Genomic DNA, 19,269 nt, shown 5'->3' with positions numbered 1-19,269 from the left:
TGAAGCGGACAAACAAAAAACCACGCAAAGACTCTCTCCCCCGGACCCTCCGAATTCACGATTTATCTCTTTTTTTCCTGCCGGACACTATTCCGCGCCTTGTCATGGCAAAACAAGTTTGCCTCTGTCCCCGGCTTATCGAAATAGTTCCTGTTTTTATTGAACGGGTACCAATTTGATCTCGGCGGCTTGACGCCCCGAGATCCCTTGTATACTCTGCTTTGTCTTCTTTAAAACGTATATGTAAATATCCTAAAGATCGCTTTTTATATTCCGCTTCCCAGTAATTATTTCCTGAAAGCGGGTGCAAAGATAGAGACTCTTTTCTTACCATCCAAACAATTCAACAAAAAAAATCAATCTTTTTTTCTGTCATTTTCCCCGATTTTCAATCAAACAAAAGAAGATCATATCATTACCTCAAGAAAAAAAATAATCTTTTTTTTTCAGGCTGACAGAAAAAAAATGGGAAACAGGTCAAAACCGGGAGAAAAACCCGAGAATTCCCTCTCCTGGTTTTCTCTTAAAAATGCAGGAAAAACGACAACATTCTATAGAAAAAATAGAAAAACAGATATTCGATATGAAAAATCCGGAAAGGAAAATCTACAGACAGGAATAAACAAGAGAGTGAGAAATTATATTAAAAAGTGAAAAGATGCAATTTTTTCCATAGAATCACATTTTATAAGTATCTTCGCACAAAATCTACATTGCACCATTTAGAGGACTGCAACAATTCAATTATATTAGGCATTTTCAGTTTATTGCACTATTTGAGTCGCTTTCGCTCCTCGATTGATAATTCTACGCTCAACATAGTCAAAATAAGTTTTGCCTTTGTGTTAGCTTATCGAAACAGTTATCGCAACGGCATAATGTAAGTGACAACAAACCAGAGGTGCAAATAAAACGTATAAAATAAGAACAAACAGATGAAAGGTATTATTCATATCTTAAAACGGTTTTTACCTCCTTATAAGAAATATGTCATTCTGGCATTTATCTTCAATATATTGACAGCTATATTGAATGTCTTTTCTCTTGCAACCATTATTCCCATTCTCCAGGTGTTATTCAAAATAAACAGGGACAGCTTTTCCTTTATCAATTGGGATAGCTCCGATTACCCATTCGTGGAAATCCTGCTTAATAATGTGAATTGGTATATCACACAGCTCATCGAAACACATGGAAGCAGTTTTACGCTGATGGCGCTGGCGACCTTCCTGATCGTGATGACATTACTGAAAACGGGGACTGCCTATCTGGGTTCTTACTTTCTCATTCCTATAAGAACCGGCGTAGTGAAAGATATCCGGAACCAGATCAATGATAAGGTACTTTCTCTCCCGCTCGGTTTTTTTACAGAGGAACGAAAAGGGGATATTCTTTCCAGGGTATCGGGCGATGTGAATGAGGTGGAGAATTCGGTGATGAGTTCCCTCGATATGCTTTTCAAGAACCCGATCCTTATGCTGATTTATCTGACTACTATGGTAATCCTGAGTTGGCAACTAACCCTCTTCGTGATGGTGGTACTGCCGGTAATGGGGTTTGTGATGGGGCGCGTGGGCAGAAGCCTGAAAAGGAGTTCTTTTGCGGCACAGAATAAATGGGGTGAACTGATGTCACAGATGGAGGAAACGCTAAGCGGGTTGAGAGTGATCAAAGCATTCGGGGCGGAAAACAAAATCTCCGGAAGATTTCATACCGGTAATAACGAATTCCGGCGCATGTCGAACAGGATCGCACGCAGGCAGCAATTGGCACATCCCATGAGCGAACTCCTGGGTACTATCACCATCGCTATTGTACTATGGTTTGGAGGCACATTAATATTGGAAGGTAACAGCATGATCGACGCCGCCTCATTCATTTATTATTTGACTATATTCTATAGTATTATCAATCCGGCCAAAGAATTCTCTAAATCGGCTTATGCCGTACAGCGCGGACTGGCATCGATGGAACGTATCGACAAGATACTGATCGCTGATAACAAGATTACCGACCCGGCACAACCTGTTCAGGTTACATTTAATTCCTATATAGATTACAAGGATGTCTGGTTTAAATATGAAACGGAGTGGGTCATCAAAGGGGTAAATCTGAAGATCGACAAGGGAAAGACTATCGCTCTTGTAGGTCAGTCGGGGTCCGGAAAATCGACGATGGCAGACCTGCTACCCCGCTTCTATGATATCCAGCAAGGAGAAATACTCATCGACGGAATCAATATAAAGGATGTGAAAGTCCGGGATCTGAGATCGTTGATGGGCTATGTAAACCAGGAAGCTATCCTGTTTAACGACACCTTTTATAATAATATTGCCTTTGGGGTTACCAACGCCACGGAAAGCGAAGTGATCAACGCTGCAAAAATAGCCAATGCCCACGGGTTCATTATGGCTACCGAACACGGCTATCAAACCAATATCGGCGACCGGGGCGGCAAGCTGTCGGGAGGACAGCGCCAACGCATCAGCATTGCACGGGCTATACTGAAAAACCCGAAGATCCTGATCCTGGACGAGGCCACTTCGGCACTCGATACCGATTCGGAACGGCTGGTACAGGAAGCGCTGGAAAAACTGATGAAAAACCGGACTACCATTGTGATAGCCCACAGATTATCCACCATCAAAAATGCTGATGAGATCTATGTAATGAAAGATGGGCGAATCGTGGAATCGGGGCAACATTCCTCTCTTTATGCACAAGGAGGATACTACACTTCGTTATGTGATACACAACGCGATCTAAGCGAATAATCTATCCCTTATCCTTAGGAACAGGGATAAGCGTTTCCTTTTCAGAGATACTCTCCAATAACCGGTCTACCGCTTCGAAAGGGGAGTTAATGCTCCGGAATTCGGGAACGATCTCTTTCATCTTCTTCACAGTCCGCATATCGTCATATTCAAAAGAAGAATGAATGAGCGCATCCACTTTGCGGCTCACCTCCTCATATTCATACTCACGGACATCGGCGATCATGATTTTCTCATGATATGTAGGTTTGGTATGTTCGGCTATATTCAGTAACTCTTCATAGAGTTTTTCCCCATGTCGCAGTCCGGTAAACTCTATCTTGATATTCTTTGAGCCGGAGAGCCGTATCATCCTTTTTGCCAGATCCAGGATTTTGACAGGCTTGCCCATATCGAAAATATAGATTTCTCCGCCTTTACCCATAGCTCCCGCTTCGAGTACCAACTGACACGCTTCCGGAATGGTCATGAAGTAGCGTATGATTTCCGGATGGGTTACGGTAACAGGGCCCCCGTTCTTTATCTGCTCCCTGAACAAAGGTATTACCGAACCGTTCGATCCCAACACATTCCCAAAGCGGGTAGTAATAAACTGCGTAGTTCTCTTCCCGCTTTTCGCTATATATTTTGCCAGGGACTGTACGTAGATCTCACAAATCCTTTTGGAACAACCCATTACATTTGAAGGGTTCACCGCCTTGTCGGTAGAGACCATCACAAATTTGTCGGCATTGTATTTTACAGCCAGGTCTGCGACTATCTTTGTCCCAAGGATATTGGTCTGTACCGATTCCGATACATTGTCCTCCATCATCGGCACATGCTTGTACGCCGCTGCATGGAAAATATACTGCGGTCGTGTCCTGGAAAAGATACGTTCCATCCGGCTGGCATTGCTAACATCGGCCACAATGATCTCGGCGCGGAGTTCCCTCCATTTATCTTTCAGTTCGAGCCTCATGTCATGCAACGGGGTTTCCGCCTGATCTATAAGAATAATACTGTAGGGATTGAAATTGGCTACCTGGCGGACAATCTCGCTGCCAATCGACCCGGCGGCACCTGTCACCATTATCCGTTTGCCCTCAATATTTGAGGCTATCTTTAACATGTTGATATGGATTGGATCGCGAGGCAGGAGATCTTCAATCTGCACATCTTTCAACTGCTCCTTGCTCATGATCATCCCATTCCATTCGTTCAGAGGGACTGTGGTCAGCAGCGAAATATTATGATCCACAAAATTACTCAGAAGATCGGCATTCTTTATCTCCTCCATCTGCTGGGGCGAAACGATGACGGTCTTCACATCTTTACTTTCCATCGTCCTGAAAATATTTTCATTATTCGCATGGATAGTTATGCCCATCAATTCTTTACCCACCATTTGGCTTTCGTCCGAAATAAACCCAAGTACCCGGTAGTTAAATTCGCTATTTCCCTTCAATGCTTTTGCAACACTGATACCGGCTTCTTTAGTACCGTAAATAAATACATTGACCGGTTTCACATCTCTCCCTGTAATGAATTCATATACCTCTTTCGTGAGTATCCTTGAAAAGATCATCAGAAAGGTATTGAGAAAGAAAACAGAGATGAAAGTAATATCATCCAGATAAAAACCCGGATGATATCTCTTCAGTATTATAATACCCAGATAAGTAAAACCGTACCCCAGCATCAATGCATAGGTAATCCTCATCAGGTCGGAGAAAGATGAGAACCTCAAAATACCACTGAATGTACGGAATAATATAAAGGTGACGGCATTGACAAAAATAAGGATTATCGCTAATGTGACTCCATCAGCTCTGACCTCCGGTGTAAGTTCGACAAACCCGTATCTCACCAGATACATCATCAGGCAGGAAAACATAATCATGAGAATATCAATCATGAAAATTGTAAAACGGGATAAAACCCTATTCGATAAAAAATTATGTATTAAATTACTCATAATAGTCTAGTTAAGTTTATACTCCTCGTTCACAATAGATTGATGTGTAGTCTTCCCTGTTTCTATCAATTCAATTCCCTTTTTAATCAATGGATCTTCCTTATGATAGGCTGCCCAGAAAGCTTCTTCTCCAAAAAAGTTCCGAATAATATAGGCATTCATTATGTTCTCCAGTAATTCACTCGATTCCTGAACATAGTAAGGCCTTCTTCTGATACCGTTATGATCTGCAAAGCTCACCAGGTTTAACAACAACGGTTGTTGCTGCAAATACCGGTAAAGTTCCTGCCAAGTACCGAAGCTGTTCAGTTTTTCACGGTTCATATCGGAATAAAGCATGGCATACTTCTCGTCTAACCGGTTATTCACTACCAGATTATAATAGGGATTTATCCCTGCTGTGTCGCGAGGCACAAAGATATCAGGCATGATTCCGCCTCCACCGTAGACCGTTCTGCCTCCTGCCGTCTGAAAAGGAACAAGATGGTTGGATACTGTATCTACATTAACATAATCTCCTTCTATATAACGGTTGATGGCCTCCATTTCATACTCATCATATCTTCCCCTTTCATATCCGCGTTGGATAGATCTGCCTGATGCCGTATAATAGCGGGCCACAGTGAGCCTCACTGCCGAACCGTCAGGAAAATTACGCTGTCCCTGTACCAGTCCCTTACCAAATGAGCGTCTGCCAATCACCAACCCTCTGTCGTGATCCTGGATAGCTCCGGCAAAGATCTCACTGGCCGAAGCACTAAATTCGTCTATCAGCACCACTACATCGTCTTCCTTGCAGGTTCCCGACCCGTTCGCATAGCTGTCAGTCCTCGGAAAATTCCGACCTTGTGTATATACGATCAGGTCGCCTCTGTTCAAAAATTCGTTCACCATAGCCACCACTACATCCAGCGATCCTCCCACATTTCCTCTCAGATCGATCATAAAAGAGTTGGCACCCTGGCTTTTTAACTTGGATATGGCTGAGATGAATTCACTGAAGGTGTTGAATCCGAAGTTTTTCCCCAATTTAATAAAACCGATTCTGTTCGTCAGCATATAAGCAGCATTGACGCTGTTCATGGGGATATCGCCCCGTGTAACCGTGATCTCATGTATGCGGTCGTCACCGGCTCTTATGATACCTAATTTCACTTCGGAGCCCATTTCGCCACGCAACTTCTCCATCACTTCTTCATTCCGGAGTTTCGTGCCGGCGACTAAAGTATCGTTCACCGTCACGATCCTGTCCCAATGCATAATACCTGCGGCCTCAGACGGGCCACCCGGTACGATACCTGTTACGACAATGGTATCTCTCAGGACATAAAAATTAACGCCAATCCCCGAGAAATGGCCTTCCAGGTCTTCGTTCACCCGTCTCATATCGGCAGCAGAGATATATTCTGAATGCGGATCCAGTTCCTGTATGATATTGGGCAGTGCATCCTCCACCAGTTGGCGCATATTGACCGTATCGACATACGACTCCCTGACATAGTTCAGCACCGCATCGATCTTTCCGGATCCTTCCACACTTCCCGAACGTCCGAACTGACTATATCTGCTTCCGATAAATATACCCAATGCAATACCAACGCCTATCCATAAAGGCAGCCATATTCTGCCCTTTTTTCCTGCATTCATCCAATCTCTCCTGTTACTATTTATCAATTTCTACCGAGACAAGTTCAATATTGGCTCTTCTCAACAGATCAATTCCATCGCTCAACCGGTAATTTTCGGCAAAGACCACTCTGCTTATACCAGCCTGGATGATTAACTTGGCACACTCAATACAAGGTGAAGAGGTGACATAAAGCGTGGCTCCATCACTACTGTTATTGGACCGGGCTACTTTCGTAATCGCATTCGCCTCGGCATGAAGCACATATGGCTTTGTTATATCATTTTCATCTTCACACACATTCTCAAAACCTGAGGGAGTGCCATTATAACCGTCGGAAATGATCATCTTATCTTTCACCAGGAGCGCACCGACCTTTCTGCGTTTGCAATAAGAGTTTTCCGCCCATATAAAGGCCATACGCATATACCGCCTGTCGAGCAAATCCTGCTTTTCCTCGTTTTGTTCCATGTTACATCAGATTGCTTTTAAACTCATATCGAGACTTTTCACCGAGTGAGTCAGTGCACCTACCGATATATAATCCACCCCTGTTTCAGCATATTCACGAATGGTATCAATAGTGATCCCACCCGAAGATTCCAACTCCACATGTTCATTCACAGCCTTCACAATCTTCACTGCATCGAAGGTTTGTGCAGGAGTAAAATTATCGAGCATGATCCTGTCCACGCCACCTACACGGAGTGCCTCTTCAAGTTCATCTAGGGTTCTCACCTCTACCTCAATTTTGAGTTTTTTGTTTTTCTCTTTTAAATAGTTTTGTGCACCGCGGATAGCTTTTTCAATTCCTCCGGCAAAATCCACATGATTGTCTTTCAACAGGATCATATCAAACAGCCCTATCCTATGGTTCTCTCCTCCTCCGATCCTGACAGCTTGTTTTTCAAGGATACGCATTCCCGGAGTGGTTTTCCGGGTGTCGAGCACTTTTGCTGCCGTACCTTCAAGTAGTTTCATATAGCTGTTGGTTATGGTGGCGATACCGCTCATCCGCTGCATAATATTGAGTACAAGCCGTTCGGTCTGTAAAATGGAGCGTATTTTCCCTGACACAACAAAAGCTACATCTCCCGGCTTAACATGGGAACCATCGTGAAGAAAAATCTCTACCTGCAGCGCCGGATCAAAAGTATGGAATACTTCAATGGCTATATCTACACCGGCAAGTACACCTTCTTCCTTAATAAGTAATCTCGATTGTCCTTCTTCTGTCTCCGGAATACTACAGAGGGTGGTGTGGTCTCCGTCTCCGATATCCTCTGCAAAAGCCAATCGGATAAGGTTATGAATTAACTCTTTTTCTGTCATACTAAAACGATATTGCTCCGCTATACCATAAAACAAACAATCTGTCCGTTTTGTTATTTTTTTACAAGAATTTTAGTGCAAAAATAAGAAATAAACAATTATATTTGTCCTTAAAGACAGCTTTTTTCGTTTTCTGAGGCCAAATTACTGATATCCGGAGGTTATTCGGTTATAATTCGGTTGTTGTTCGATTGTTGCTAATATAATAACATGAGCGAAGCAAATGAACAACGCACGAAGTGCGAATAACAGTGAGGCTGAATAATGCGAAACACGAATAATGGCGAAGCCGAATAACAACGAAGTAGAATCACTTGAACACAGTGAACAAATAACGAGAGTACAACGAATGAAAACTATTTTGCTTTCCGTAGGTAAGACGGACGATCCTCTTTTTTCACAAATCATAGAAGAATACAGAAAGAGGGTCAATTACTATATTCCGTTCGAGATGCAGATTATTCCCGATATAAAAAACACAAAAAATCTCTCTGAAAAAGAACAAAAAAAGCAGGAAGGGGAAAAACTGCTGAAATGGTTGCAACCCTCCGACTATGTTATACTGCTCGATGATAAGGGGAAACAATACTCCTCCGCAGAGTTCGCCGGATATATAGAGAAAAAGAGTTTTTCCGCTACTAAGCGGTTGATTTTTGTTGTAGGAGGACCTTATGGATTTTCTGATGAGATCCGGGAAAGGGCAAACGAAGCTGTGTCGTTATCCAGAATGACTTTCACTCATCAGATGGTAAGGTTGATCTTCACCGAACAGCTTTACCGTGCGATGACCATTTTACAGAATGAACCTTATCATCACGAATAAATTCTTACTTTTGCAGTAATTTGTAATAAATTCAATCATAAATTAAATATGTCAAAAAAGAAAACAATCCTTACTGTCATGTGGGTCATCATCGCACTGATTGCAGTTGCATCAGTTATTTCCCTGATAGTATTTCCCCGGTGGAAAGGTTTTTTTTTAGCGGGAAGTGGCGCCTTTCTTATTTTGAATCTCCTTCTGTCGTTGTTTTTTATCAGCAAGAATGTCAAAGAGTAACTGTTAGAGCTTGAACTCAAAAGAAAGCAGGTCAAAGATTTCTTTCTCCTGCGGATCGACAGAGTATTCAAAATCGGCTACCAACCACATCACCTTTTCAGCGTTATCGGGTGAGAGTCTACCAAAGAACTTCAGCGTATTCAATGCCGATTGGCGCAGTAGCAACGATTCATTTTTCAGATCGGCTTTTGCTCTTTCCAATAACTCTTCAGACCGGATCCGGTTTATTGCGTCAGACCGGATTATGCACAACCTGGCAAAAAGCCAATATCCGGTAGTCCGGATGGTTTCATCTTTATTTCCGGTCCATTCCTGCACCAATTCATCGGCATAAGACAACTCCTGGAAAAGATTTTTACAAACCTGTTCACGGATCTCCTGATTGGCTGCACCCTGGACCCAACGCTCGGCATCTTCCTTAGAAAAACGGACAGGCGGACAGAGCATTGTCGCAAGTATCTTCAACTCACGCACATCCTCTTTCCACATTATTTCCGCCAATACTTTATCCGGCACGTATCTGGCTGCGATTTGTTTGAGTCGGGGGACATCCACCCCGAAATTCATACGATATCCTACTCCTTTCGACCGCATACTGGCGGCAGTCACACCATTCATCGACATCCGCAGATCGGCCCGTATATTACGTAAAATTGTCTCCATTGCTTATTCTGTTTGGCTACAAAATTACGCTATTCAGAAATAAAACAATAATTTTCAAACATTTTTCACTATATTTGCAGAATATGTGATATGCCTTGGAAAAGTTCAACGAGTTATACTATTCTCTCGGCTTTTATTATATTTGCATTATAATTAAAAATATATAAATGATGAGACTCCTCTTAATCAGTAACTCCACCAATCCCGGTGAAGGATATCTGGAGTATCCCAAAGACCGGATCAAAGAATTTCTGGGGGACAAAGCAAATAACGCCATTTTTATTCCTTATGCAGCGGTCACTTTTTCTTTTGATGAATATGAAGAGAGAGTGAATGCCCGTTTCGCCGAAATAGGTCATCATGTCACAGGTATTCATCGCTTCATCAATCCTGTGGAAGCTATTGAAAATGCCGATGCCATTGTTGTCGGAGGCGGGAACACGTGGCAGTTGGTAAAAATGCTTCAGGAAAAGGGACTGATGAAAGTGATCCGTAAGAAGGTGAAGAAAGGCACCCCATACATCGGTTGGAGTGCCGGTTCCAATATAGCCTGTCCGACTCTGAGGACAACCAATGATATGCCAATTGTAGAACCTCTGAAATTTAAAACCTTAAAATTGGTTCCCTTCCAGATCAACCCTCATTATCTCGACGATCACCCGGCAAATCATGGTGGTGAGACCAGAGAGGTACGCATCAGGGAATTTATAGAAGTAAATCGTGATATTTATGTGGTGGGACTTCGTGAAAGCACCATGCTTCTTGTAGAAGATGACGGGATGGAACTGATAGGTCCCCGTAAGGCTCGTATTTTCAAATATGGACAGGAACCGATGGAGCTTTCCAATGAAGATGATTTCAGTTTTCTCCTGCAACGAAAATGAGTACTGGACATAAAGGCCTGCAACCACCGGCTACGTCGATATTCAAACGAATTATCAACGACAGCAGATCATTGGGAATACTTTTACTGTTATGCACTTTCTTCTCATTGATCTTAACAAATATCGAAGGGATAGGGAACCTTTATTATAATTTCTGGGAAATGTCAATTCCCGGATTTCACGATCTGCATTTACCCCATACGATCATTCATTTCGTGAATGACGCCCTGATGACGTTATTCTTCTTTCATGTAGCCATCGACATAAAAAGGGAAGTAACCAAAGGGGAACTCTCGTCTTTTAGCAGGATGATGCTCCCCACTGCATCTGCGTTGTTCGGAGTAGCTTTTCCGGCAGTTATTTTTTCCGTAATTACTGCCGGTACAGCCTATTCAAACGGGTGGGCCATACCAACCGCTACAGATATTGCTTTCACCCTCGGCATGATAAGCCTGTTAGGAAAAGCGGTTCCTCATTCCATGAAAGTATTTCTGACAGCATTAGCCATTATAGACGATCTGTGCGCTATTCTTATTATCGCGCTGTTTTATGGTTCTGCACTTTACCTTATCTGGCTGGTGGGAGTAGCAGTTGTAGCTCTTGCGATCTTTCTTATCAACCGTCATTTTCAGCATAAATCCGTTTATTATATTACGGTCGGACTGGGATTGGTCATGTGGTATTGTATGTACCGGTCAGGTATTCATGCCTCATTTGCCGGGGTAATACTTGCTTTTATCATTCCGGTAAGTAAGATGCCTGCATTTGAGAAGAGGCTCGGTCTTCCTGTTAATTTTATCATTGTCCCTATCTTCGCACTGGCCAACACCAGTATTTTGATTTCACCGACAGCCATATCCGGACTTACTTCTCCTCTTTCTCTCGGAATTATCCTGGGTCTGTTCCTGGGAAAACCGATAGGTATCACACTGGCCGTTTATCTGATGGTTAAGCTTCGGTTGGTTAGGTTAGCAAATATCCACTGGGTACAGTTTATAGGAGTCGGTATATTGGCAGGTATTGGTTTTACCATGTCTATCTTCGTATCGAATCTTTCTTTCCCTGACGACAAGATGCTGAAGGATATCGCGAAACTGTCGGTACTGATCGCTTCGGCCCTGGCAATGATCGTAGGCTATATATGGCTAAAAGCATTTTCCCGCGAAAAAGAAGAAGTAGATACATAAACAAACGACTCTTTTCCTCTTTATGGTTTCAATTAATTTGTTTTTCTGTAATTTACAATTGCCCAGCCGTTAAGACATACGGCAAACCCCGCCATAATTAAGAAGTGGCGCCATATGTGTTCGAAACTGTTCCCCTTCAACACAATCATCCGCATCACTTCGATAAAATAAGTGACGGGACTGCTGCGTGCAATGATGTAAGCCCACCGGGGCATACTGTCGATCGGCGTAAACAGTCCGCTCATCAATATAAAGATCATCATAAAGAAAAAAGCGACAGACATGGCTTGTTGCTGCGTGTCGGCATAGGTGGAGATTAATAATCCCAATCCAAGTATCCCCACCAGATATACAGAAAGATACCCGTAAAGTAACAACAGATTACCGGCCGGAACAATACCGTAAACCGGCCAGGCAATGCCGAATAATCCAATGGTGAATATAGCCATTCCAATGACCCAGAACGGGATCAATTTCCCCAGAAGGAACTGGTATTTTTGAACGGGAGTGACGTTGATTTGCTCAATCGTACCCACTTCTTTTTCCCTGACAATATTCAGTGAACATAAATAAGCTCCTATCATCGTAACCAACAGCGCCAAAATGCCCGGAACCATATAAAACCGGTAGTTCATGGAGGGATTGAACCAATTGGATTGGGTTACTTCAATCGAAGGCGACGGATTGAATTTTGACGTCTGTATCCATTCCAAACAGATATCCTTATTGTAATCGGCAATAATACGGTTGAGATAAGCGCCTCCCAAGTTGGCTTTTACGCCATTAATAGCATTCACTGCGATAAAAAGCGATTGTTGATTCTCACGGACAAGATTCCGCTCAAAACCCGGTGGTATTTCCAAAATCAAGTCAGACCGGTCATCCTCCATATCTTTAAACGCTTCATCAAATCCCATTGTATAATCGGTTAGTCGAAAATATCCGGATGCTCCGATTTTTGATACTAATTTTTGCGAATAAGTAGAATGGTCGCGGTCAACAATTGTTATATGGATATTCTTCACTTCGTAATCGGCCGCCAAAGGAAGTACCAGCAATTGTACAACCGGCATAAAAAATATCAACGGCAACAGGGATTTGTTGCGGAATATCTGCCGAAATTCTTTTTGTAATAAAAATCGTAATGTTCTCATCTGTCTATCTGTCTAAAGCTATATATGCAACAAAATCATTTGCCCAGAATCACTCCAATCTTATTTTAAATTTCCTGATATTGACTACAAGCAACAATATCGTCATTCCTAACAGGACCAACGTCTCCTTCCATATTGCCTCAAATCCTAAACCTTTTATCATCACTGATTTTACAATGATGTAATACCATTTGGCAGGAACAATATTGGCAAAGAGTTGTAAAACATAGGGCATATTCTCAAGTGGAAACATAAAGCCGGTAAACAATATCGACGGAACCAGCATCCCCATCAGTGAAACCAGCATTGCGGCCTGTTGCGAGGTGGTGATATTCGATATAAGCAGCCCCAAAGAGAGTGCGGTAATAATAAACAGCGTACTTACGGCATACAAAAGTAAAAAGCTTCCGTTGACCGGCATTCCCAGTACGAAAATACTCAATAGCAGAATAACGGTCAGATTGATAAGCGACAGTGCCAGATAGGGAACCGCTTTAGATACAATAACCCCAAAGGGGCTGAAGGGCGAAACCAGCAACACTTCCATTGTCCCGCTCTCTTTTTCTTTTACGATGGAAACCGAGGTCATCAATACACATACCAGCAAAAGGATAAGTGATATTACTCCGGGTACGAAATTGACAACTGATTTCAATTCGGGGTTATACACCATCCGCATTTCAGTGTTTATGGTATAGGGTAAGCCTTGCAATTGTATAAGTTCCTGCTGATAATCCATAATTATATTGGTAGCGTAACCACTCAATGCCGTGGCAGTATTCGGATCGGATGCATCGGTAATCAGTTGTATCTGTGCCTCGTTGAGGTGCAATAGATCCCGGTTGAAATTGGCAGGAAAAACAACTGCCATCTTTATATCGCCCTGCTTGAAAGCCGTTTCAATCTGGTTATAGTCCAATAGCGGGTTTTGGAGTTGAAATTCCCTGCTCGCTGCCAGTTTGCCAATAATTTGTCGTGAAGCATCGTCATTGGCATAATCGCACACGACGATTTTGGCGTTTCTGATTTCGTTGGTAAGTGCGAAACCAAACAGGGTAACGCATACAACAGGCACTCCGAACAACATCAAGAGCGTCTTCCGGTCGCGGAAAACATGTAAAAATTCTTTTCGGACAAATGCCCAGAATCGGGAATCAGGAATAGAAGATTTCATTAACTTTCAGCTACTTTAGAGATTTCGTTTTGCTTTTCTTGCCAGACCGTAAAACACTTCATCCATCGAGTCAGCGGAATACTGTTTTTTCAAATTGGCAGGCGTATCGAGCGCTTTGATCTCACCGTCGACCATCATAGAAATACGGTTACAGTATTCTGCTTCATCCATATAGTGTGTCGTAACAAAAGCCGTGATACCTCTCTCCACGGCATCGTAAATCAAATCCCAGAACTGCCTGCGGGTAATCGGATCTACCCCTCCGGTCGGTTCATCGAGGAATACGATCTTAGGGTCATGCAGGATAGCAACCGAAAAAGCCAGTTTTTGTTTCCAGCCCAACGGCAGTGAACTTACCATCTTTTTGGTCTCGTTCCTCATACCCAACCTGGTAATAAGCGCTTCTCCCTTCTCTTTTAATTGCCGGCCGGACAAACCGTAGATACCTCCGAAAAAATGAATATTTTCCATGACTGTCAGATCTTCATACAGTGAAAATTTCTGGCTCATATAACCGATATTCTTCTTGATGGCTTCAGTTTGCCTGTAAATATCAAACCCGGCAATGGTTGCCGCTCCCGACGATGGTTTGGATAATCCGCAGAGCATACGCATCACTGTTGTTTTTCCGGCCCCGTTCGCACCGAGAAAACCAAATATTTCCCCCTTATACACATCAAAAGTGATTTCGTTGGCAGCAATAAAATCACCGAAACGTTTGGTGAGCTTATCGGTTTGTATGACTATTTCATTCATGTAAATCCATTTGCTGTCGGTTGATAGTGATTACCCATCAGCCGGATAAAACAATCTTCAATAGTAGGAGTGATTTCCCTTATTTCAATATTTCGGTGATTTTCATTTTCCAGAGCGTGTAATAATGCATTTTGAGGATTTTCTTTTTCATCTGCAAAGTTGGCTTGACCTGCAAAGGCAATACGATCCACAAATGCAATGTGGTGATACCCGCCGAAGGCATGGCAACTCTTCACAATTTCGATATTCCGTAGATCACTCAGCAACCGCCCCATATTGTCCGATCGAACAGCAAAGAGGCGTTCGGGATATTGTCCGATGATAGTTGAAGGAGTATCGACGGACAAAATCTTACCACTCTGGATCAACACGATCCGCTCACAAAGCATCGCTTCGTCCATATACGGCGTAGAAACAAGAATGGTGATACCCTGCTCTTTCAAACGTTTCAGCATCTCCCAGAATTCCTTTCTCGAAACTACATCTACCCCAGTAGTCGGTTCATCCAGAAACAAAACTGCGGGACGATGGATTAAAGCACAACACAAAGCCAGTTTTTGCTTCATTCCGCCCGACAATTTCCCGGCCCTGCGCTCTTTGAATGGTTCCAACTGCGTGTAAATATCTTTGATAAGGTCATAATTCTCCCTTATGCCCGTATTGAACATCGTAGCGAAAAAGCGCAGGTTTTCTTCAACCGATAGGTCGGGATACAACGAAAATCGGCCGGGCATATAACCCACGCTCGCACGAATAACCCTGTAATCTTTCACTACGTCAAAACCGTTCACGTAAGCAGTACCGCTATCGGGCAAAAGCAATGTAGTAAGTATGCGGAAAATAGTCGTTTTGCCTGCTCCGTCGGGACCGATCAAACCAAACAACTCTCCTTTCCCCACTTCAAATGAGACATTGTTCACAGCCTTTGTTTCTCCCTTATCGTAGGTTTTTATAATATTATTCAGTACTATCATTTTTATATAATTGATAATTGATAATTGACAATTGATAGTTGACAGTTGACAATGGATAATTGACAATGGGTAATTACTTTTTTATTGATGTTTTTGTGCTTTTAACAATACTGATTAAAAGTTTTAGTAATTCGGAACAATCTTCCCTGATTGATTGAAATTCTTTTTCATTCAGATATTCGGTATCTTTCATCAGCATCAACCAATATTCTGTTTCATTTGCTTCTTTCAAAGCAACATTCATTTTATTTAGAAAATCCGCCTTTGACTGGGCATGTTCGGCCTCTTTAATTAATGCTCCAATTGCTGTTCCACTTCTCAACATTTGTTTGGAAAGAATAAATTCTCTTTTTTCCTGTGATAAAAGTTTATACAATTTCACAACTCTAATTGCAAAAGCATACGATTTAACGGCAACTATATTTTCCATATCATTTAATTCGTGTTATTATAATCATTACTTCTCAATTACCAATTACTAATTACTAATTACTAATTACTAATCACTTACCATCCAATACCACCCAACACCAACCTCCCATTCTCCATTGTCAACTGTCAACTATCAATTGTCAATTAAAGGAGATTTCCCCATACATCCCTATCTTGTACGATCCATCGTTTTTAACCCTTACCTTGACGGCATACACCTTATTTGCCCGTTCGTCTTTGGTCTGAATGGTTTTGGGTGTAAACTCCGCCTTATCGCTTATCCAGGTAATTGTACCCTCAGTTTCTTTATATCCTCCATTCCCATCATCAGTCCACACCCTTACCTTCTGGTTGAGTCTCACTTGTGGCAACTGTTTCCCGGTAATATACGCCCGCAGAATGATATTGGACAGGTCGGCAATTTTATAGAGGGGCTTGCCGATAGAAGCCATTTCGTTTGCTTCGGCGTATTTAGTCAACACGGTACCGCTTACCGGATTTACGATACGGCATTTATCCAATTGGTCTGCAAGTTGTTCAATCTGTATCTGCAAAGGCACAATCTCATTGTTGATACTTTCACTCGAAATACCCAGTGATGATTTTTGCGCTTCGATTTGTTTCTTCAGCACCTCTACCTGTGCGGTAATATCATCCAGTTGCTTAGGTGTGGCACCATCTCCTTCAACGAGTTTGGCAATCCTTGTTTTCTCTCTTTCGGCAGTTCTGAGTTGTTCCTGCAGGGCGGATAACTGTACGGGAATATCCGGCTTCTTTCCTGCTATGGCCACAATCTGTGCTTCCAGTTGCTTTTTTCTGAGATGAAGCTGTATACTGTCAATGTAGCCGATCTGCCGGCCGGCTTGCAGAATTTGGCCCTCTTGCACATCGAACAGTTTCAATATTCCCTGTGCTTCGGCAGAGATAATGGTTTCTTCTGCCTCGAACGAGCCCGAAGCATCAAACGTATAGTGGTTTCTGTTACAGGCCGACAAAACAATGGCAAGAGCAAGCGTCATAAATTGATAATTGACATTTGACAATTGACAATTTTCTTTTCTCCTTATTAATTTTTTATCCGTATTCATTGTTTTCATTTTTAATTTCTACATCATTATCGACTACCTCCAATTTTTAATTACAAATTAGCAACTATCAATACTCCGTTATTAGCTTTTAGTATTCAATACCCTGTTCTCAGTTCTTTGTTCTCAGCTCTCAATCTCCAGTCCCCAACTCTCTCAATTGTCAATTGTCAATTATCAATTGTCAATTAAAAAAAAACTTCCCGCCGTTGTTTTAAGCTTATACTGTGCCATCAGAAGCTCCATCTCATGCAAAATGAGATTTTGTCTTGCCTGATCCTCGGCATTGACATAGGTGAGGTAATCGTTCGCTGTAACCGTACCGTGTTCCAATTGGCTTTGTGCGGCTAGTTTTACATTTTCACGCAATCTGATAATTTCTTTATCCGCTTCTATCAGCTCTTCGAGTTTGATAATTTCATTGTTCTGTTGTTTCAGCGTAAGGTTCGTGTTGAAAAGGAAGAGTTCTTTTTGCACATCCACTGCGTTTTGGCTTAACACCAACAACCGCTTCTCCCGCTTATGGGTGTAAAAACCTGAAATGTTCCATGCAAAACGAACTCCCCCAATATAATAGAGGTCAAAATCGTTGTTCAGCATATTCAGTGCAGGCCTTCCATAACCTCCCTGCAGGAAAAGGCTGAAGCGAGGCAGGATTTGGGTATCGACAAGTTTATTTTGCACTTCGAAGGTTTGCTTCTGCATCTCAAAGAGTTGGAGTTCGGGACGGTTAATACCGGACAATGATGTAACCGCTGACGGTCTTTCCAATATGGTATTTTCGCTGATATCCCGGTCTATAAACAGTGCAAGCACATCGGCATATCCTTTTCGGACAGCTTTCAGCTCGATAACCCGTTGTTCTGTTTTCAACAATTCCGCCCTGAGCATGTCGGCACTGCTTTTCAGGACAATACCGTTAGCAATAGCAACACTGTTTTTGTTTATTCCCGATTGAAGATCCTTTTGCAGGATTCTAACCTGGGCAATCTGCTCATCCATGAGCAGGATACCGAAATAAAGCTGGTTGATACGTTCTTTCAATTTGTACAATTCCACTTCAATTTTTTGCTCTTCTACTCTCGCGTTTGCATCAATCAATTCTTTTTGACGTTTTACCGTCAATAAATCAGTAATCGGCTGGGATATCTCGCCATATAATTTATACTGGTCTTTACTCATCACCGGAATGTCCACGTTGGGCAACGAAAGGGGGATCTGTGTCACGTCCGACTGGTAGGACGCCTGTCCGCCAATTTGTAACTGCGGCAGACTGCCCCTGGAAGCGTTAGCGATAGAATAGGACTGTGTTTTTTCGATAAGCGCATATTGTTTCACCAAAGGGTAATTGCTTTCCGCCCATTGGTAACACTCCTCGAGCGAGATCGATTGCGCCTGAATACAACCCGCAACGATCAGCCAGCCACTAAGGCTTAAAAGCAGTTTATTAATCATCATTTTAATTATTTTGTTTTAATCATTTGATTAAATTACAGATAAAAAATTATCTACTCCTTCAAAATGGTTTTTACCCACTTCGTGACAAGCTCTTTCCTCTCCTCCATCAATGCATTGAAATTGGAAGTATCAAAAAATAATACGGGTTTGGCAACAAACGGGAAGATTATCATACCCAACACCGAACTGATAAACTGTATCGGTTCCACATCCGGACGTCTCTCTCTAAGTTGACAAATAAACGACGAGCCTCTCAATATTTCCTGTACATGTACTGTCTCTTTGAATTTTTCAGGGTTGGCCCTGATTTCACTAAGGACAAAAATCGGCAAATCCGGATTTTCAAGTAACAGATCGATGTATTTTTCGATAAGAATTTCTATTTTCTGATCGAGGCTCAACGCATCGTTGTTTATAATTGGGAATACCACGCCAAACAACTGTTGAAATTTCTCTATCATCACCTGATAAAACAGCTTCTCCTTACTTCGGAAGTAGTAATTGAGCAACGCCAGATTGATGCCCGCATCCTCTGCTATATCACGTGTCCTCGTAGCCGCATATCCCTTCTGCATAAAGACTTTACGGGCAGCCTCTATAATTTTCTCCTCAGTGGAAATATCCAGTCCCTTATCTTTTTCCGGTTCTGCCATTACAGCAACATTCTTTTTGGGAAGCAAAGATATAAACTCTTTTTTGTTTAACCAAATGTTTTAATCAAATGATTAAACATGGCAATGTTTTACAGAATAACT

At 42.3% G+C, this 19,269-nt stretch carries 19 protein-coding genes; 6 read left to right on the top strand and 13 right to left on the bottom strand.

The window, feature by feature from the left end; genetic code table 11:
- Positions 1–465 precede the first annotated feature (465 nt).
- Entirely contained in the window at positions 466–654 is a 189-nt protein-coding gene (locus tag F597_RS0118580) for a hypothetical protein (protein ID WP_019541259.1), read from the top strand.
- Between the two features lie 281 nt (positions 655–935).
- Complete coding sequence (locus F597_RS0118575) at positions 936–2,774, top strand: ABC transporter ATP-binding protein (protein WP_019541258.1); 1,839 nt, start codon at positions 936–938, stop codon at positions 2,772–2,774.
- Position 2,775: 1 nt separating this feature from the next.
- On the opposite strand, the gene F597_RS21265 is transcribed toward F597_RS0118575, so the two are convergent.
- Genes F597_RS21265 through nadC form a run of 4 tightly spaced genes read right to left on the bottom strand, consistent with a single transcriptional unit; the run spans position 2,776 to position 7,690 of the window.
- Complete coding sequence (locus tag F597_RS21265; protein ID WP_425413911.1) at positions 2,776–4,734, bottom strand: SDR family NAD(P)-dependent oxidoreductase; 1,959 nt, start codon at positions 4,732–4,734, stop codon at positions 2,776–2,778.
- A 3-nt stretch (positions 4,735–4,737) separates the two neighbouring features.
- On the bottom strand, positions 4,738–6,378 hold the full coding sequence (locus tag F597_RS0118565) for a S41 family peptidase (protein WP_019541256.1): 1,641 nt from the start codon (positions 6,376–6,378) through the stop codon (positions 4,738–4,740).
- A 16-nt stretch (positions 6,379–6,394) separates the two neighbouring features.
- Positions 6,395–6,829, bottom strand: a complete 435-nt coding sequence (locus F597_RS0118560) for a deoxycytidylate deaminase (protein ID WP_019541255.1) — start codon at positions 6,827–6,829, stop codon at positions 6,395–6,397.
- Positions 6,830–6,835: 6 nt separating this feature from the next.
- A complete protein-coding gene (nadC, locus tag F597_RS0118555) occupies positions 6,836–7,690 on the bottom strand; it encodes a carboxylating nicotinate-nucleotide diphosphorylase (protein ID WP_019541254.1) in 855 nt (284 codons plus the stop codon).
- Positions 7,691–8,039: 349 nt separating this feature from the next.
- Between nadC and rlmH the strand changes: the two genes are divergently transcribed.
- Together rlmH and F597_RS22495 are read left to right on the top strand one after the other, a co-directional pair.
- Positions 8,040–8,513 carry a 23S rRNA (pseudouridine(1915)-N(3))-methyltransferase RlmH gene (gene rlmH, locus F597_RS0118550; RefSeq protein WP_026327651.1) on the top strand — a complete coding sequence of 158 codons (474 nt, stop codon included), beginning with the start codon at positions 8,040–8,042 and terminating at the stop codon, positions 8,511–8,513.
- A gap of 48 nt (positions 8,514–8,561) precedes the next feature.
- Positions 8,562–8,747, top strand: a complete 186-nt coding sequence (locus F597_RS22495; RefSeq protein WP_139224172.1) for a hypothetical protein — start codon at positions 8,562–8,564, stop codon at positions 8,745–8,747.
- A 3-nt stretch (positions 8,748–8,750) separates the two neighbouring features.
- Here the strand turns inward: F597_RS22495 and F597_RS21260 are convergent, their stop codons facing one another.
- Positions 8,751–9,410, bottom strand: a complete 660-nt coding sequence (locus F597_RS21260) for a DNA alkylation repair protein (protein ID WP_019541251.1) — start codon at positions 9,408–9,410, stop codon at positions 8,751–8,753.
- A gap of 170 nt (positions 9,411–9,580) precedes the next feature.
- Between F597_RS21260 and pepE the strand changes: the two genes are divergently transcribed.
- Together pepE and nhaA are read left to right on the top strand one after the other, a co-directional pair.
- Positions 9,581–10,294 carry a dipeptidase PepE gene (gene pepE / locus F597_RS0118535; protein ID WP_019541250.1) on the top strand — a complete coding sequence of 238 codons (714 nt, stop codon included), beginning with the start codon at positions 9,581–9,583 and terminating at the stop codon, positions 10,292–10,294.
- Entirely contained in the window at positions 10,291–11,481 is a 1,191-nt protein-coding gene (gene nhaA, locus F597_RS0118530) for a Na+/H+ antiporter NhaA (protein WP_019541249.1), read from the top strand. Before pepE ends, nhaA begins: the two co-directional genes overlap by 4 nt.
- A gap of 32 nt (positions 11,482–11,513) precedes the next feature.
- On the opposite strand, the gene F597_RS0118525 is transcribed toward nhaA, so the two are convergent.
- From F597_RS0118525 to F597_RS0118490, 8 genes are all read right to left on the bottom strand, one after another.
- Complete coding sequence (locus tag F597_RS0118525; protein WP_026327649.1) at positions 11,514–12,635, bottom strand: ABC transporter permease; 1,122 nt, start codon at positions 12,633–12,635, stop codon at positions 11,514–11,516.
- 49 nt (positions 12,636–12,684) lie between these two features.
- Positions 12,685–13,809 (bottom strand): ABC transporter permease, encoded by a 1,125-nt coding sequence (locus tag F597_RS0118520; protein ID WP_019541247.1) that lies wholly within the window; start codon positions 13,807–13,809, stop codon positions 12,685–12,687.
- A gap of 15 nt (positions 13,810–13,824) precedes the next feature.
- Complete coding sequence (locus F597_RS21255; RefSeq protein WP_019541246.1) at positions 13,825–14,565, bottom strand: ABC transporter ATP-binding protein; 741 nt, start codon at positions 14,563–14,565, stop codon at positions 13,825–13,827.
- Positions 14,562–15,539, bottom strand: coding sequence for an ABC transporter ATP-binding protein (locus F597_RS21250; protein WP_019541245.1), 978 nt, complete (start codon positions 15,537–15,539; stop codon positions 14,562–14,564). The genes F597_RS21255 and F597_RS21250 overlap by 4 nt, the downstream gene beginning before the upstream one ends.
- Before the next feature lie 73 nt (positions 15,540–15,612).
- The gene (locus tag F597_RS0118505; RefSeq protein ID WP_019541244.1) at positions 15,613–15,969 is read right to left on the bottom strand and encodes a four helix bundle protein; all 357 of its coding nucleotides are present in this window, start codon (positions 15,967–15,969) and stop codon (positions 15,613–15,615) included.
- A gap of 142 nt (positions 15,970–16,111) precedes the next feature.
- Positions 16,112–16,990 (bottom strand): HlyD family secretion protein, encoded by an 879-nt coding sequence (locus tag F597_RS0118500; protein ID WP_026327648.1) that lies wholly within the window; start codon positions 16,988–16,990, stop codon positions 16,112–16,114.
- A gap of 243 nt (positions 16,991–17,233) precedes the next feature.
- Positions 17,234–18,514 (bottom strand): TolC family protein, encoded by a 1,281-nt coding sequence (locus tag F597_RS0118495; protein WP_019541242.1) that lies wholly within the window; start codon positions 18,512–18,514, stop codon positions 17,234–17,236.
- A 50-nt stretch (positions 18,515–18,564) separates the two neighbouring features.
- On the bottom strand, positions 18,565–19,167 hold the full coding sequence (locus tag F597_RS0118490; RefSeq protein WP_026327646.1) for a TetR/AcrR family transcriptional regulator: 603 nt from the start codon (positions 19,165–19,167) through the stop codon (positions 18,565–18,567).
- Positions 19,168–19,269 lie beyond the last annotated feature (102 nt).

Origin of the sequence: Proteiniphilum acetatigenes DSM 18083 (assembly GCF_000380985.1) — a bacterium.
Classification (GTDB): Bacteria; Bacteroidota; Bacteroidia; order Bacteroidales; family Dysgonomonadaceae; genus Proteiniphilum; species Proteiniphilum acetatigenes.
This window is presented reverse-complemented; position numbering and strand designations above follow the sequence as displayed.